The 15,510-nt window shown below is 61.4% G+C and carries 14 protein-coding genes; 5 read left to right on the forward strand and 9 right to left on the reverse strand.

The genetic code is table 11. From position 1 onward, the window contains the following. Positions 1–61: 61 nt before the first annotated feature. Positions 62–991, reverse strand: a complete 930-nt coding sequence (locus CK489_RS03215; RefSeq protein WP_095731879.1) for a lactate/malate family dehydrogenase — start codon at positions 989–991, stop codon at positions 62–64. 87 nt (positions 992–1,078) lie between these two features. Then, a complete protein-coding gene (locus tag CK489_RS03220; protein WP_095731291.1) occupies positions 1,079–1,543 on the reverse strand; it encodes a host attachment protein in 465 nt (154 codons plus the stop codon). A 498-nt stretch (positions 1,544–2,041) separates the two neighbouring features. Between CK489_RS03220 and CK489_RS03225 the strand changes: the two genes are divergently transcribed. The 3 genes from CK489_RS03225 to CK489_RS03235 are packed head-to-tail and all read left to right on the forward strand — an operon-like array spanning position 2,042 to position 5,909. Further along, on the forward strand, positions 2,042–2,653 hold the full coding sequence (locus tag CK489_RS03225) for a (2Fe-2S)-binding protein (RefSeq protein WP_094193619.1): 612 nt from the start codon (positions 2,042–2,044) through the stop codon (positions 2,651–2,653). Beyond that, positions 2,650–3,666, forward strand: a complete 1,017-nt coding sequence (locus CK489_RS03230; RefSeq protein ID WP_095731292.1) for an FAD binding domain-containing protein — start codon at positions 2,650–2,652, stop codon at positions 3,664–3,666. The genes CK489_RS03225 and CK489_RS03230 overlap by 4 nt, the downstream gene beginning before the upstream one ends. Positions 3,667–3,674: 8 nt before the next feature. Further along, positions 3,675–5,909 (forward strand): xanthine dehydrogenase family protein molybdopterin-binding subunit, encoded by a 2,235-nt coding sequence (locus CK489_RS03235; RefSeq protein ID WP_095731293.1) that lies wholly within the window; start codon positions 3,675–3,677, stop codon positions 5,907–5,909. A gap of 281 nt (positions 5,910–6,190) precedes the next feature. Here the strand turns inward: CK489_RS03235 and CK489_RS03240 are convergent, their stop codons facing one another. The 7 genes from CK489_RS03240 to CK489_RS03270 form a co-directional block, all read right to left on the reverse strand. Then, on the reverse strand, positions 6,191–7,246 hold the full coding sequence (locus CK489_RS03240) for an SDR family oxidoreductase (protein ID WP_095731294.1): 1,056 nt from the start codon (positions 7,244–7,246) through the stop codon (positions 6,191–6,193). A 195-nt stretch (positions 7,247–7,441) separates the two neighbouring features. Then, positions 7,442–8,764, reverse strand: a complete 1,323-nt coding sequence (locus CK489_RS03245) for a PQQ-dependent sugar dehydrogenase (RefSeq protein WP_095731295.1) — start codon at positions 8,762–8,764, stop codon at positions 7,442–7,444. After that, entirely contained in the window at positions 8,761–9,414 is a 654-nt protein-coding gene (locus tag CK489_RS03250; protein WP_245350239.1) for a DUF2231 domain-containing protein, read from the reverse strand. Before CK489_RS03250 ends, CK489_RS03245 begins: the two co-directional genes overlap by 4 nt. Positions 9,415–9,546: 132 nt before the next feature. Then, positions 9,547–10,764: an adenylate/guanylate cyclase domain-containing protein gene (locus CK489_RS03255; protein WP_158226402.1), complete on the reverse strand. Its 1,218-nt coding sequence runs from the start codon at positions 10,762–10,764 to the stop codon at positions 9,547–9,549. A 95-nt stretch (positions 10,765–10,859) separates the two neighbouring features. Further along, entirely contained in the window at positions 10,860–13,157 is a 2,298-nt protein-coding gene (locus CK489_RS03260; RefSeq protein WP_095731297.1) for a xanthine dehydrogenase family protein molybdopterin-binding subunit, read from the reverse strand. Then, positions 13,157–14,155 (reverse strand): FAD binding domain-containing protein, encoded by a 999-nt coding sequence (locus tag CK489_RS03265; RefSeq protein ID WP_050625929.1) that lies wholly within the window; start codon positions 14,153–14,155, stop codon positions 13,157–13,159. Before CK489_RS03265 ends, CK489_RS03260 begins: the two co-directional genes overlap by 1 nt. Next, complete coding sequence (locus CK489_RS03270) at positions 14,152–14,658, reverse strand: (2Fe-2S)-binding protein (protein ID WP_050625930.1); 507 nt, start codon at positions 14,656–14,658, stop codon at positions 14,152–14,154. Before CK489_RS03270 ends, CK489_RS03265 begins: the two co-directional genes overlap by 4 nt. A gap of 311 nt (positions 14,659–14,969) precedes the next feature. Here CK489_RS03270 and CK489_RS42855 point away from each other — a divergent pair, with 311 nt between their 5' ends. Next, positions 14,970–15,095, forward strand: a complete 126-nt coding sequence (locus CK489_RS42855) for a hypothetical protein (RefSeq protein WP_502694098.1) — start codon at positions 14,970–14,972, stop codon at positions 15,093–15,095. 108 nt (positions 15,096–15,203) lie between these two features. Further along, positions 15,204–15,401: a hypothetical protein gene (locus CK489_RS03275; RefSeq protein ID WP_095731298.1), complete on the forward strand. Its 198-nt coding sequence runs from the start codon at positions 15,204–15,206 to the stop codon at positions 15,399–15,401. Positions 15,402–15,510 lie beyond the last annotated feature (109 nt).

Here is a 15,510-nt window from a genome sequence, read left to right on the forward strand (position 1 = left end):
GCTTTGACGGTCAAACTAGCGTGGTCAGGGCGGCGCGCAGACGCAAAATCCTGCCAACGACTCAGGCTCGGCACTCCGATTTCTTTAGATTGGCGGCGCTCGCCTCCAACGCCTGCCGCTCCTCGCCCGACATCTCCGGTTCGAAGCTTTGGATGACGCCGGCGCGTCCGACCACGCTCGGAAGCGACAGGGTGACGCCAAAGCCTACATTGTAACTTCCGACCGGCACGACCGCTCGCTCATCGCGAAGCACCAACTCTGCGATCCGTGCCGCCACGATGCCAATGCCAAACTGGCTGGCATCATTGCCTTCGATGATCGTGATATTGGCGTAACGCACGCTGTCTTCGATCTGCTTGCGCAGTCCGTCAAGCGTTTCGCCGCGTCGTTCGACAAGCGCGCCAATCGGTACACCGGCGATACGCGCGCTTGACCAAAGAAATACCTGAGAGACTCCGTGTTCTCCGATCACCTGCGCCTCCACCTGATTGGCATCGAGCTCGAAATGCTCTGCTAGATGAACGCGGAAGCGCAGGCTGTCGAGGAAGGTGCCGGTGCTCAGCACGCGATCGTGCCCCGCGCTGATGCGCGTGATATCGGCGAGCGATTCCGGGGGATCGGTGACCGCCAGCAGGACCGCGCGAGGTGCTGCCCGTACAATGTGCGGAACGATCTCGCGATAGATCCCGGCGTTGGTATGGAGTAGCCGCAACCTGCCTTGCGGGTCGCTGCGGTCGGTGGCTCCCCCGGCCTTTTCGTTGATGCCGGCGGTGATCATCACCAGGTCCGAGTCGGCGAGATCATCGTAATCCCCATCGACAACCGTGGTCTTGGGACAAAGCGGGGCTCCGTAACGAAGATCGGTCGCTACTGCCTTCGCGCGGTTGCGGGTTCGGTCCACGATCACGATCGTGCGGGCGCTGCCGCGCACGACCGCCGCGAGAGCACAGGCTGATCCAACTCTTCCTGCCCCGATGATCCCGATTTTCATGATCAAGCCCATGCTAAGCGTCTGATCGAAGTATCCGTCAACCGGCACCCCGCGTGCACCCCTGCTTCACCATGCATAACAACCGCCCTACGATCGGGCGGCCAGATATTGCGAGATGTCGCTGACGCTCAGGCCGGTCAAGTCTTTTGCAAGCTCCGCAACAATGGACTTTTGGACTGTCGGAGAAAATGATCGACGCAGATCTGCGAGCGTTCGCGGCGGTGCCACGACAACAAGATGCTCTGTTTGTAGCTCTCTCAGAAGGCGATCCAGAGCACCGGCGACTGTGCGCGCGAACCTATGTTTCTCGACGTCATGCCAGTCGGTCTGTTGCACCGCGCTGCGGTTCGGCTCGGTGCCCGACAGCGCTCGCCCCGGCTTGTCCGATCCTTGTTCATGGGTCGGTGGGTTCTCATCTTTAAGCGCCTGTTGGACTTTCAGGCGTGGTTTTAGACCATCCCCTTCATTAAATAGAAAAAGGGCCTTGCAGCCGTCTCCGACAAAAACAACAGCGCGATGCGGCAACCTGATGTACGGTTCTTTGTTCGGCAAGGACTCCTCGCAAGGTTGAGCTTTCAATTACGCCCTGCGAAAGAGCTATGGATCGCAGGATAGGGGCCCGGATGGCGTACGCTGAACGCACGAAATCTTTCAGACTAACGCGTCATTGTTAGCCCCCGTTCAACTCGCAACCGTAGTTTCTAACGAAGCAGCTTAACTCTACGCAGCCATGACAACCGTCAATATTCCGGCAGGCTTTCGCGTATCAGATACAATCCAAGGCGCCTGCCTTTTCGCGAGCCACATTGTCGGGGATACTCGCTTGCATTCGATTGCGCCGAAATTCGTACCGCGATCGCGCGCCGCGAATCATTCGGCGCGACAAAAATTGACGGTTATCAAGGCAGCCGTCCTCGCCTGATGCAAAAAACGGCGCGGATGCTGGGCGCTCGATCGGCGCATGACCTTGAGCGCACTCGTTCAAGACCCGACAGAGATTGGCATGCAACGTCTGTAATACCCCCGTATCGCTCTCCCGTGGAGTCGAGGATGGTCGATACCGAAGACGGTCCGACGTTTCATTCCTTGAGCTACCCGACGCGCCGCGACGTCATCGCAGCGGGTGCCGTGGTTCCCATCGCCCTGGCGTTGCCGCCGGGCGCCGCGGCTCAGTCGCCCGCGGTGGCAGCGGCGTCCGAGCCGGTCGCGGTGAGCCTCACCATCAACGGTACGCAGCATGTCCTCACGATCGATCCGCGCACGACGCTGCTCGACCTGGTGCGCGAGCATCTCGACCTGACCGGAACCAAGAAGGGCTGCGATCAGGGCCAGTGCGGCGCCTGCACGGTGCTGCTCGATGGGCGGCGAATCAATTCATGCCTGACCTTCGCGGTCATGTTTGACGGCCGGCAGATCACCACGATCGAGGGTCTGGCGGCGGACGGCGCACTGCATCCGCTGCAGCAGGCCTTCATCGACCATGACGCATTCCAGTGCGGATACTGCACGCCGGGACAGCTCTGCTCGGCGGCCGGGCTGATGTCGGAAGGCCGGGCGAAGACCCCGGACGAGATCCGCGAACTGATGAGCGGCAACATCTGTCGCTGCGGCGCCTACCCGAACATCGTCGCAGCGATACAGCAAGCGATGGGCCGATCATGATCAGTTTTCAGTACGTGCGGGCCACCGATGTGGCGGACGCGGTGCGCCAGACCGCCAGCGATCCACGCGCCAGGTTCGTCGCCGGCGGCACCAACCTGATCGACCTGATGAAGATGGAGGTCGAGCAGCCGACGCGGGTGATCGACATCACGCGACTGCCGCTCCGCCAGGTCGAGCCCACCCCGGGCGGCGGCCTGCGCATCGGCGCTCTCGTGCCCAACACCGATCTTGCCTATCACCCGCTGATCGAGAAGCGCTATCCGATCCTAAGCAGCGCGATCATGGCCGGCGCGTCGCAGCAGTTGCGCAACATGGCATCGACGGGTGGCAACCTGCTTCAGCGCACGCGCTGTGCCTACTTCTATGATGTCGCGACGCCCTGCAACAAGCGCAAGCCGGGTACCGGCTGCGCGGCCATCGAGGGGCTCAACCGCGGCCACGCAATCCTCGGCACCAGCCAGGCCTGTATCGCGGTGCATCCTTCCGACATGTGCGTGGCGATGAGGATGCTGGACGCGACCGTGCATGTCACGGGCCCGGCAGGCGACCGCGCGATCCCGTTTGCGGACTTCCACCGGCTGCCGGGGGATGCGCCTCAGCGCGATACCAACCTCAACCCCGGCGAGATCATCACTGCGGTCGAGTTGCCGCCGAAGGGGTTCGCCAGCCACCATACCTACCTGAAGATCCGAGACCGGCTCTCCTATGCATTCGCCCTCATCGCCATCGCGGCCGGGCTCGAGCTCGACGGCGACACCATCAAGGAGGGACGCCTCGCGCTCGGCGGGGTCGCGCACAAGCCGTGGCGCAATCCGCAGGCGGAAGCCGTGCTGCGCGGCCAGCCGGCAAACGCCGAGACATTCGCCCGCGCGGCCGACGTGCTGCTGCGCGACGCCCACGGCTACAAATATAACACCTTCAAGATTGATCTTGCGCGGCGCTGCATCGTGCGCGCGCTTGGCCAGGCCGCGCGCGGCACGCCGCAGTCGCAGTCGCATAAGAAGATCGCGTGAGTACCGCCATGGCAGCCTATATCGGCACCTCCCAGTCCCGGATCGACGGCGTCAAAAAGGTTACCGGCGCGGCTAAATATGCCGCCGAGTTCAATATGCCCGGCCTGGCATACGGCAGTATTGTCGCATCGACGATCGCCAAGGGGCGCATCACGCGCTTCGATACGAGTGGTGCCAAGCGCGTCGCCGGCGTGATCGACGTGATCACGCACCAGAACCGTCCGTCCATGGCCGATAACGACAAGGCCTACAAGGACGACGTGGCCCCGCTAGGATCGCCGTTTCGTCCGCTTTACGACGACAGGGTCATGTTCAACGGGCAGCCGATCGCGCTGGTTGTCGCCGAGACGTCGGAAGTCGCGCGCGACGCGGCATCCCGGGTCTGGGTCGAGTACGCCCAGGAGCCTCACGTCACCGACCTATTCCAGCAGCTCGACGCGACCATCCCGGTTCCGCCACCCACAAACCCGAGCGAGGCCTTGTTCACGCCGCCGAGAGCGCGCGGCACGCCCGAACAGGCGCTCGCCGCTGCGGCCGTGCGCCATGAGGGGGCCTATTACGTTCCGATCGAGAACCACAATCCGATGGAGCTCTTTGCCGCGACGGCGGTCTACGAGCCAGGCGGCAAGCTCACAGTCTACGACAAGACGCAGGGCGTCCAGAACGTCCAGCGCTATATCTGCGGCGCGCTCGGCATGAAACCGGAGGATGTGCGCGTCCTGTCGCCCTTCATGGGCGGCGGATTCGGCTCGGGATTGCGCCCGAATTTCGAGGTCGTGCTGGCGGTGCAGGCTGCGCTCGCGCTGCGGCGGCCGGTGCGCATTGTACTGACCCGACCGCAGATGTACGCGCTTGGCTATCGGCCGGCGATGCTTCAGCGCATAGCAATCGGCGCCAACACCGACGGAAGTCTCGAAGCGATCACCCACGACGCGATCACCGTGACCTCGCAGAATGAAACGTTTTTCCGCCAGGAAACCGGCTGGTCGGGCCTGCTCTATAAATCCGCCACCGCGAAATACGCGCACCGGCTCGCGCGGCTCGATCGCCCGACCTCCTCCGATCAACGCGCACCAGGCGCCGCCACAGCCGTCTATGCGCTCGAATGCGCCATGGACGAGCTCGCGGTCGCCCTCAAGATCGATCCGCTCGACCTTCGGCTGCGGTGCTATTCGGATCGCGACCAGAACCGCGACCGACCCTACAGCAGCAAGGCGCTGCGCGAATGCTACGCTCAAGGCGCGGCGGCCTTCGGCTGGGGCAAGCGCAATCCGGCGCCACGCTCGATGCGCGACGAGGGGGACCTGGTCGGCTGGGGCATGGCGACCGGCGTGTGGGACGCGATGCAGATGCCGATCACGGTGCGGATCGCGCTCAGCGCCAACGGCCATGCGGAGGTCGCGTGCGCGACCTCCGACATCGGCACCGGCACCTACACCATCATGGCCCAGGTGGCGGCCGATTCGCTCGGGCTTCCGCTCGAGAACGTCAGCATCCACCTCGGCGACTCGGCCCTCCCGCAGTCGCCGGTCGAAGGCGGCTCGTGGATCGCGGCCTCGGTGTCGAACGGCATCGTGACCACGGCCGGCGCCATCTGTGACAACCTGTTGCGGATCGCCAAGACAATGCCGAACACCCCGCTTGCCAACGTGGCGCCGGACGAAGTCGTGCTCGCGGACGGCAAGCTCGTGAATCGGCAGGATGCGACGCGCGCGGTCGCGATCGCCGATGTCATGCGGCATAGCGGCATCGACCGCATCGAGCAGGAAAAGACCACGTCCCCTGTCCAGGACGAGGACCGAGCGCACAACACGCATTCGGCGGCCTTTGCCGAGGTCAAGGTAGACGAGCAGCTCGGAGTGATCCGCGTCTCGCGGGTGGTCAGCGCGGTCGCGGCCGGCCGCATCCTCAACACCAAGACCGCGGCGAGCCAGATTCTCGGCAGCGTGGTCTGGGGTATCGGCATGGCGCTGCAGGAGGAGACGCTGATCGATCACCGGTTCGGCCGTGTGATGAACGCCAACATCGCTGAATATCATGTCCCGGTGAATGCCGACGTCTATGACATCAAGGTCATCTTTGTCGACGAGCCGGACGACTGCAATCCACTCGGAGTGAAAGGGCTGGGCGAGATCGGCCTCGTCGGTGTCGCCGCAGCAATCGCCAACGCGGTCTACCACGCGACCGGAAAGCGGGTGCGCGACCTGCCGATCACGCTCGACAAGGTGATTGGCGTGGCGTGACGTGTTGTGCCCCGGGCGCAAGCGGCCGGGATCGGGGCGATCAAACTATTGCCCAGAGGAGGACTTCAACGAGGATCTCTGCGCGGCCTCGCGCCCAGTTCTCCACCGCCCTTAAGCCACGCCGCATTCATCCGATCGAATGGGTCACCCAGCATGGGGTACCTCGCAACATATGCGCGCTGAACCGGGCCGATGTTAGGTGGCTGGGCTGCGTAAGTCCAGCAACGCAGTCGGCTTACAGCCAATCTCGCGCCATCACTACGACGGTGCGAGATCCGATGTTAAGGGATGACCTTCCTGTCGCGCAGGGAGACGAAGAAGGCGCGGAGCATCTCTTCGCTGTCGATGCAGTCGGCAAAGCCCGCCTTCCGCGCCTTGATCGTGCTCGACACATTGTCAAAGCCGCTATTGAAAATGAAGTCGGCAAAGTTCCACGATACCAGCTTCTCGTAAGGGATGTCGAGCAGACCATATCTCGTGGCGATCTCACGCCACAGCTCGGCCTTGTCGGTCATGTATAAGGAGAGTGGCATCGGGACTGGCTCGGCGATCTCCATTTCAAACATGCGGGCGATGCGCGGCCACATATACTGCCAACGGAATTGGTCGCCGTTCGTGATATTGAAGATTTCGTCGCGCGCAGCCGGAGTGAAACCAGCCCAAACGGTCGCCGCAGCAAGAAGGTCTGCGGAACTGGCCTGATAGAGAGCGCGATAGGCCTCGGGCGAGCCGGGAAAGCGCAGTGGAATCCCAAGCGCCTTGGAGATTGTCGCATAGACGGCGATCGCCACGCCCAGGTTCATTGGGTTGCCGGTGGCGTAACCGATGATCGCTTCGGGGCGCAGAGCCGTCCAATGCCAAGACTTTCCGACCTGCTGGCGCCGGAGGACATCCTCCTGATCATAGTAGAAGTTCGGCGGCATCAGGCGCGGATCGTCTTCGCGGACCGGCGTCTTGAACGGCCCGAGGTCGGAGCCATACGCCTTGCCGCCCTGATAAAAGGTCACGTGGTTTAAAGCCGGCGAAGCCACCTCGACGACCTCGACGAGGTGCTTCAAAATCGCCACGTTCACTCTGGACCGCTCGGACGCAGTCGCTTTCTCGATGTAGGCCGCGAAGACGAGGTGCGTCACGCCGTCGAGTTCACCGAGCTTGCGCTCGACATCCTGCCGATCGAGCAGGTCGACCGTAATGCCCTCGACATATTCGGGAAGGTCGGCGCTGCGGCGGGAAAGGCCGTAGACCTTGGTGTCCCGTGTATTGGCCCACGCGGTGGCCGCCGCCCTGCCGGACACGCCGTGGACACCAGCGACGATGACAACGCTCTTCGAGCTCACTCGAAATTCCTTTCTGTGACTGCTCCCGCGCGATGTCCAGGGACCCGCCGCTATTATCCGAACCCGAGTATCGCGCGACAACGTGATGAAGGTAGCCGGCGCGCAAAATTACGTTCGCTCGAGACTGATCCGAGCGCTGCAAACTGGCTTTCTGCTGTTCGAAGCCACCGCTTGGTCCATATCGGCATCGCGCGCTCATTTACCGTTGACAGAGCGGCTCACTCTCCACACCGCGTTCCCGACATCGTCCGCGACGATGAGTGCACCGGTCCGGTCAAGTGCCACGCCAACCGGGCGCCCGTGAACCGTTTTTTTATCCGGCGCAAGGAAATCCGTCAGCACCGGGGTCGGCATCCCGCTCGGCCGTTCGTTCGCGAAGGGAACGAAGATCACCTGATAGCCGTTCAGCGGATCGCGGTCCCAACTGCCATGTTCACCCACGAACGCGCCGTTGGTGAACTCCGGTGACAGCGTTTCCCCTTGACTGAATACAAGGCCGAGTGCCGCAACATGGGAACTGAGGCCATAATCCGGCTTGATCGCCTTCGCTACCATCGCAGGGTCCTGCGGATGGACGCGCACGTCCACATGCTGTCCCCAATAGCTATACGGCCAGCCGTAGAAACCGCCGTCCTTGATGGATGTAAGATAATCCGGAACCAGATCGGGTCCGATCTCGTCTCGCTCGTTGACCACAGCGAACAACTGCCCTGTTCCAGGCTGAATGGCGAGGTTCGTCGGATTGCGCGTTCCAGTCGCGAAAAGGCGCTTGGCACCCGTGAGCCGATCGACTTCGTAGATCGCTGCACGCCCTTCTTCGATGTCTACCCCATTCTCAGTGATGTTGCTGTTAGAGCCGACTCCGACATAGAGCTTTGACCCATCCGGGCTGGCCACCATCGACTTGGTCCAGTGGTGATTGATCGGGCCGGCCGGCAAATCGGCAAGCTTCGTTCCGGGCGCCACAATCTCCGTCTGGCCCGGCGAGAAGGGAAAGGCGTTGATCGCGTCGGTATTGGCGACGTACAAAGTGTCGGCTACCCATGCGACGCCGTATGGCGAGTGCAGGTGGTCGAGCAGAACAGTCTTCATCTCCGGAACGCCGTCGCCATCGGCATCGCGCAACAAAGTGATGCGATTGCCGCCCTTGTCGGACGCTCCGGCCCGTGCCTTCACTTTGCCTGAGATGTAATCCTTGGGTCGGAATGGCTTGGTGCCGGGACCGTTGGCTTCAACGACGAGGATGTCGCCATTGGGCAACGGGTAAACGATGCGCGGATGCATCAGACCGGTTGCCATCGCTTGGATGCGCATGCCAGCGGGAACGGTGGGCGTTTCCCCGGTCTGCCAGCCAACCGCCTGCGGTACGCTCATGGGCGGCACGAGATATTGGTGAGCTTCAGGAAGGTCGGGATTCGGTCCATATTGCTTTGATGGATCGCCGCCTTGGTCACTACAGGCCGCGAGAAGCGCGAGAAACATCAATTCCGAAGTCGCTCGAACCCGACTTGCGATCATTCGCTTTCTCCCCGGCCCGCCGTCTTTACGGCGGTGGTGACGCACCAGCCCCGAAGACCAGCGGCGAGCAGCAGGATCGTGACGATGGTGGATAGGGTGATGCCAGTCGGGACAACGGAAGTCCACGCATCTCGCGAATGAACGAAGATGTTGACCACGGAGAGGATTGCGGCAGTCCCAATCAACCCAAAATCGAGCCAGCGGATCGGCCCGGCCCTTGCGAGCGCCACGTCAATTACCAAGAAAATCGCGGCAATGAGCGCCAGCACGAGGCCCCCTGTGATCAGCCAGACCGAGAAGTTGGCCCACTGCGGCAGCGAGTTGCTCGTATACATATAGTCGGTGAAGAGAGCGCCCATGAGCAACGCGCCCCCCAGTCCAACGAAAAACGGATGCAGTAGCACATGCGTACGGCACCCGTGAATTGGCCGCGCCATGTCCTTCCTCTCGTTTACCTCGACCAGACACTTGGCTTGTATCGTGAGCAGAAGCGCGCTGCATTGACCGATGCCAGAATATCGGCGAACGAGATCGTTCAAATGCATGGAAGAGATCGAGGGGTCGCGCTCATGCCATTCGGCAGCAGCGAATGGTCGGCAGCAGCGAATGGAGATTCCGGGATATCCCTTGATGGCCAGACATGAGCGCATGAAGATTTCTGTCCTCGGCTCCGCCTTTCAGGGCGAAAACGAAGCAGTGCCTTGGCAATATCGGCGTCAATCGGTCTCCAACATCCCTTGGTCGTGCCGGGCGAACGCCTCGGCGAAATCACTGCTCCTTCACTAAGCTGCCATGCCTGGCAAGTGTTTTGGAACGTTGGGCCTTTCACCCAAGATGTGCCAGATCTCCATTTCACCCGATCCTTTGACGTCTATCGTCCCGCGCGTTTCGCAGACGAAGTCATCCTTGATCAGTTCGTAAGTTGCGTGTGTGATCTGAATGGCTTCGCTCTGGCCGTAGGATTCCATGCGACTGGCCATGTTCACCGCATCGCCCCACAGATCATATATGAACTTCTTCCGGCCGATGATGCCGGCCACCACCTGGCCTGAGTTCATGCCGATGCGGAATGTCAGTCGCCGGCCACGGAACTCACGTTCGGCCACACAAGCTTGCATCTCGAGCGCCAAGCGCGCCAGTGCGTGGGCATGGTCGGCACGCGGGCGCGGCACACCGGCGACGACCATATAGCAATCGCCAATTGTCTTGATCTTCTCCAAGCGATACTTCTCGACCAATAAGTCGAAGCACATGAAGACCTCGTCTAGCAGCCCTACGAGTTCCATGGGCGACATTGACCGGGCCAAGGGGGTAAACTGCACCACATCGGCGAACAAGATACTCACCTCGTCATACTGATCGGCGATCGTGCGATGCTCACCTTTCAATATGTTGGAGATCTCGATTGGCAAGATATTCAGCAGCAGCATTTCGGACTGTGCCTGGAACAGGTTTTTCTTGTCGACGAAGTAGTAGAGCATCACAAAGACAATGCTCAGGACGCAGCCAATATTCAGTACATAAAAGAATGTGACCATCGAAGAAGGCAGGGAGGCGCCAGGGGATTGTTGAAGCGCACTGCCGACGAGCAGAATGAGGAAGACCCAGAACCAACGGGAGGCGCTTCGAAGATCATGGACGACAAGGGCGCCCAAAGGACAAAGCGTCGACCAAAGGATTACGGCGCTCGAATTATGGAAGCCGCCCAGACTTATCGTCATCAGCCACGGAAGTAGCAAAATCAGCATGAGCTGGGTGAACCGGTAGACCTGGTAGCGGCGAAACATGCCGAACAGGACGGTGTTGGCCAGCGACAATACGCTGTACGCCGCGGGGATGGCGCCGGCGGTCCGTGCTCCGACGGCAATGTAAACGAAGCCCCACAGTGCCGCCGCAACCGCGGATGTCAACACAACGCCGACGAGTATCATTTTCTGCAACGCAACGTCGTCGCTGTCGCGCTGGTCAATGCCTATCTGGGCGATCAGGGGAATCCGCATGCGAAGGCCGGCCTCTAAAGGCATATATGATGGAGCCGATATTAATATCGGAGACTTGCACCTTGACGCGGCGTCAATATTGGCCGATCGCGCACCTACATCAGCTTCTCCATCGTGATCGGCAGGTCGCGTACCCGCTTGCCGGTGGCATGGAACACGGCATTGGCGATGGCCGCAGCGGCGCCGACTACGCCGATTTCACCAACTGTCTTGCCGCCGAGGGCGCTGGCGTGAAAGTCGGGCTCGCCGACTGAAATGACTTCGATATCAGGTACATCGGCGTTCACCGGCACGACGTAATCAGCAAGGTTATTGTTGGTGATTCGCGCATAGCGGCGATCGATGTGTATGGCTTCGAGAAGCGCTTCTCCCATTCCCATGATCATGCCGCCCTTCCATTGACTCTCGGCGAGCTTGGGGTTGTAGAGCCTGCCGCAATCAAAGGCTCCAACCATGCGGCGGACACGCACGGTTCCATAGTCCTCGTCGACACGAACCTCCACGAATTGCGCGCACCATGCATAAGTCGCGTGGGTAGACGATGGTGGACCCATATATTTGAAGCTATCATAAGCGTCGCGCTGCTCTGCTTCGGATGACGCCTTTTCGGCCGGCATGGTGTTGCGCGTGACCTCGATCCGATCACGACCGACCATTCGCATCAGCTCAGAAATCATGACGGCTTCTGCGGAGCCATCCGTCGGCGCGATCTTTCCATCCTTGATCGTGAAGTCGTTCACTCGCTTGGCCTTGAACGGTGAACCAGCATGACTGGACGCGAGCGTCAACAGCTCCTCGCGAGCGGCGCGTGCGGTCTTGTCCACGGCGCCGGTGAGGAGATTGGCAATCTGTGAAACTCCGGCGACCGGTGCGCGCGGCAGGCTGGTGTCGCCGAGCCGAACGCGCACCTGTTCGAACGACACGCCGAGCGCGTCGGCGGCTGTCTGAGCAAGGATGGTGTAGGTACCGCCACCGATGTCCGGGCCGCTCGATGCAACTTCGATCGAACCATCGGCGGCAATCGTGACCCTCGCCTCGCCGGGCGTGTGCACGTTCGGGAAAGCTCCTCCCGCCATGCCCCATCCGATCAATTCACGGCCATCCCGCATCGAACGCGGCTCCGGCGAGCGTCGCTCCCAGCCAAACGCCCGCGCGCCGGCTTCATAGGCCTCGCGGAGCCGGCGGCTCGACCAGGGTTTCGCCGATTCAGGATCCTGGCTGGCATAGTTGCGTAGCCGCAATTCGATCGGATCGAGCTTGAGCTTGTAGGCAAGTTCATCCATCGCGCTTTCGAGCGCATAGGCACCGATCGCTTCTCCGGGCGCGCGCTTCCAACTCGGAGTAAAGGAACTGACCCGCACCAGTTTCTGCGTCGAACTCAGGTTCGGTACGGCATACATGACCCTGGCGGTGGCCGCGCCACCCTCGACATAATCGTCATCGACGGAGGTCTCACTGGTGTTCTCGTGAATGAGCACCTGCAACTTTCCGTCCTCGCTGGCGCCCAGCGTAAGCTTCTGCCGTATCGCGGGCCGTAAGCCGTTGCCAGTGAAATTCTGTGGACGCGACAGCGCCAGCTTTACCGGTCGTCGCATTTCGCGCGCAGCCATCGCCGCGAGGAGCGAGTCCGCGTGAGCTGTGACCTTGACTCCGAAGCCACCGCCCACGAATGGTGAAACGACGCGCACCTTGTTCATCGGAATTGCAAACCAGTCAGAAAATGCCCTTCGTGCACCCTCTGCCCATTGGCTCGGCATCCAGACGGTCAGACCGCCGTCATTGCCCCAGGCTGCGATTGCTCCAAGCGGCTCCATCGGACAAGAATATTCGCGCGGCGTGGTGTAGACGACGTCCATGCGCACCGCTGCCGCCGCCAGTGCACCTTTTGCGTCGCCCCGGGCCAGACCCGATGACGGCGCCCCGGGGACGTCGATCAATGTAGCCGTTGGGTCATCGATGTCGGCGACGGCCAGCTCGGTCTTGTAGTCGATGCGCACGCGGCCTGCAGCCTCGATCGCATGATCGAAGCTATCGGCGACCACAAGGGCAATCGGTTGACCGTTGTACCGGATGCGATCGTCCTGAAGCGGCAAGAAGCTCTCCATCACGCTACCTGCGGGAACCATGGGACAGCTCTTGAGCGGTAGGGCGTCGGCATGGGTCAAGATCCGCAGCACACCTGGCATCGTCCGCGCCGCGGCAAGATCGATATTTCCGATGCGCCCCGATGGCACGGTGCTCTCGACGATCACGGCATGGACTGTGCCTGCCAAATCGTGTTCGAGGGCGTAGTCGGCTCGCCCGGTCACTTTCGCGACGCCATCGGCACGCGCGATGCGACGACCAAGATACGTTCCGTTACTCTTCAGCGATTCAGAATTTGGGACAGCCATCAGGTGATCCCTCCAACGGTCAGCAGCGCACGCGCGACGACGCGGGGAGCCAAGTCGATCTTGAAACGATTTTCGCCATGGTCGACGGCGCCTTCAATGGCCAGGCGACTCGCGCCCCGCACGGTCGGCTCGTCGAAAGTACGTCCGACGAGCGCCTCTTCGGCGGTACGAGCCCGCCACGGCCTCGTGGCGATGCCGCCGAGCGCAATCCTGACGTCACGAATCGTGCGACCGTCCGCCTCGAGTTCCAAGCCGACAGCGGCGCTTGCCGCCGCGAACTCGTAAGACTCGCGGTCGCGCACCTTGAGGTAGTGCGATCGGCGCAGCGCGGAGGAGGTTGGAACCTCGACCGCGACGATCAACTCGTCGGATGAGAGCGGGTGCTCAAGATCGGGCGTGTCGCCGGGCAGGAGGAAGAAGTCATCGATCGGGATGCGACGTTGTGCCTTTCCATTTTCAACATGGACAGTAGCGTCGAAGGCGACGAGAGCAACTGCAAAGTCACCGGGATTAGTGGCGATGCAGCTTGGACTCGTGCCCAGGACGGCATGGCCGCGGTTAATGCCCTCAAGGGCTGCGCAACCCGAACCGGGATCGCGTTTGTTGCAGGCGCCGTAAACTCCTGGTTCGCGGAAATAGCTGCACCGTGTCCGCTGCATGAGATTGCCACCGATGGTGGCCATGTTGCGTAGTTGGGCCGAGGCGCCGCGCCACAGCGATTCCGACAGAACCGGGAATTCCTTTCGGATCGTGGGGTGATCGGCGACATCGCTCATTCTTGAGAGAGCGCCAATGCGCACGCTCGTCGGACCAGCTTCGATGGTATCGAGGCCGGGCAAGCGTGTAATGTCGATGAGCGCCGAAGGAAGCTCTACCCCGCATTTCATGAGGTCGACCATTGTGGTGCCGCCAGCGAGGAAGCGGGAACCAGTCTGGCGGGCAACAGCCTTCAGTGCGTCGGGAATAGCGGTGGCCCGAACATATTCGAAATTATTCATCGTGATCGCCCCTCTCCCGAATCCATCGCCTGCGCTGCGTCGCGCACGGCCGCGACAATGTGCGGATAGGCGCCGCAACGGCACAGATTGCCGGACATATATTCGCGGACGGTCGTGTCCGATTCGGTCCGACCTTCGTCAATGCAGCCGACAGCGGACATGATCTGACCAGAAGTGCAATATCCGCACTGGAAGGCATCGTGACGGATGAACGCCTCCTGCACCGGGTGCAGGCTGCCGTTGACTGCCAAACCTTCGATCGTGGTAATCGCCAGCCCTTCGACCTGCGACGCAAGCGTCAGGCAAGCGAGGACGCGCCGTCCATCGACGTGAACCGTGCAAGCGCCGCACTGGCCCTGATCGCATCCTTTCTTGGTACCGTTGAGATGCACGTATTCTCGCAGCGCATCCAATAGCGTGACCCGAGGCTCGATCTGCAGCAGATGCTCGGAGCCGTTGATGCGAAGCCGTACGCCTCCGCCCGTAATGGGTGATTTCACCATGGGTCGAACTCCTGTGATGATTGTGGCGCCCAGCGCAGTTGATCGGTTTCGAGGGCAGCAACTCACTTTCATCACACCTCGATGCAACAAGCGCCGCCTTGACGACCGTCAATTTCAGCTATTGCGCTCGGATTCTCCAGACTGGCTCCAAATTGGACGAGCGGTAGCATTGTTGCACCGAACGATCGACCCCTGGTGATCGCCAAAAGATTCAGCACGCGCACGCGTAGCAAGGTGAAAACCGTGGCGCGCGAGGGCGCGCAAATCGCCTATCGCGTTGCCGATGCCTGCCAAAAACAATTATCATCACGATGATCGCCGACGACCCCGCCGTTGAGGACGTCGTGTTCGGAGACTGCGGCGCGCTTTCCGTGCTTCGCCGGAATGCTGTCCACATTTCCACGAGCACGATCAGCGGGACCTTTCCGATCACCTGACTGAGGCGCATGGCAATACCGGCCATGGTTAGGGCGCCTCCCCTGTGTTCGGGCGTCCGAAGACTGCGGCGGCAGCCACGCTTTTCATCATCCCGGCCGGCTGAGGCGATGCTCGCGCGTTACCACCAACTGTTTGATACGACGATTCAGGAGACTTTTATCGTCAGCACCAAAGCCTCCGAGGCCAATCTGGTAAAACTTTCCGGCAATTTCCTGATCGCGTCGGTGCTGGAGTCGCTGGGAGAGGCGTTTGTGCTGGTGGGTAAAAATAGCCGGCATGCGGGGCCGGCAATTCGAGATTCATAGAATTTCCGATGATGCTCCGTGATCCCGCGTGGGCCGTTCGGTTCGTCCGTCGGCGAGGATATCTACAAGCCACGACTTTGTGGACGGGCCTATCACTTCTCGCGGGCGC

The organism is Bradyrhizobium sp. UFLA03-84 (assembly GCF_002289535.1).
GTDB lineage: Bacteria > Pseudomonadota > Alphaproteobacteria > Rhizobiales > Xanthobacteraceae > Bradyrhizobium > Bradyrhizobium viridifuturi.

Bases quoted from the DNA above. Each gene is read 5' to 3' on its own strand.
- CK489_RS03265 (WP_050625929.1), bottom strand. From the start codon at position 14,155: ATGAATAATTTCGAATATGTTCGGGCCACCGCTATTCCCGACGCACTG.
- CK489_RS03250 (WP_245350239.1), bottom strand. From the start codon at position 9,414: ATGCGCTCATGTCTGGCCATCAAGGGATATCCCGGAATCTCCATTCGC.
- CK489_RS03255 (WP_158226402.1), bottom strand. From the start codon at position 10,764: ATGCGGATTCCCCTGATCGCCCAGATAGGCATTGACCAGCGCGACAGC.
- CK489_RS03270 (WP_050625930.1), bottom strand. From the start codon at position 14,658: ATGGTGAAATCACCCATTACGGGCGGAGGCGTACGGCTTCGCATCAAC.
- CK489_RS03215 (WP_095731879.1), bottom strand. From the start codon at position 991: ATGAAAATCGGGATCATCGGGGCAGGAAGAGTTGGATCAGCCTGTGCT.
- CK489_RS42855 (WP_502694098.1), top strand. From the start codon at position 14,970: ATGATCGCCGACGACCCCGCCGTTGAGGACGTCGTGTTCGGAGACTGC.
- CK489_RS03275 (WP_095731298.1), top strand. From the start codon at position 15,204: ATGCTCGCGCGTTACCACCAACTGTTTGATACGACGATTCAGGAGACT.
- CK489_RS03230 (WP_095731292.1), top strand. From the start codon at position 2,650: ATGATCAGTTTTCAGTACGTGCGGGCCACCGATGTGGCGGACGCGGTG.
- CK489_RS03245 (WP_095731295.1), bottom strand. From the start codon at position 8,764: ATGATCGCAAGTCGGGTTCGAGCGACTTCGGAATTGATGTTTCTCGCG.
- CK489_RS03235 (WP_095731293.1), top strand. From the start codon at position 3,675: ATGGCAGCCTATATCGGCACCTCCCAGTCCCGGATCGACGGCGTCAAA.
- CK489_RS03225 (WP_094193619.1), top strand. From the start codon at position 2,042: ATGGTCGATACCGAAGACGGTCCGACGTTTCATTCCTTGAGCTACCCG.
- CK489_RS03260 (WP_095731297.1), bottom strand. From the start codon at position 13,157: ATGGCTGTCCCAAATTCTGAATCGCTGAAGAGTAACGGAACGTATCTT.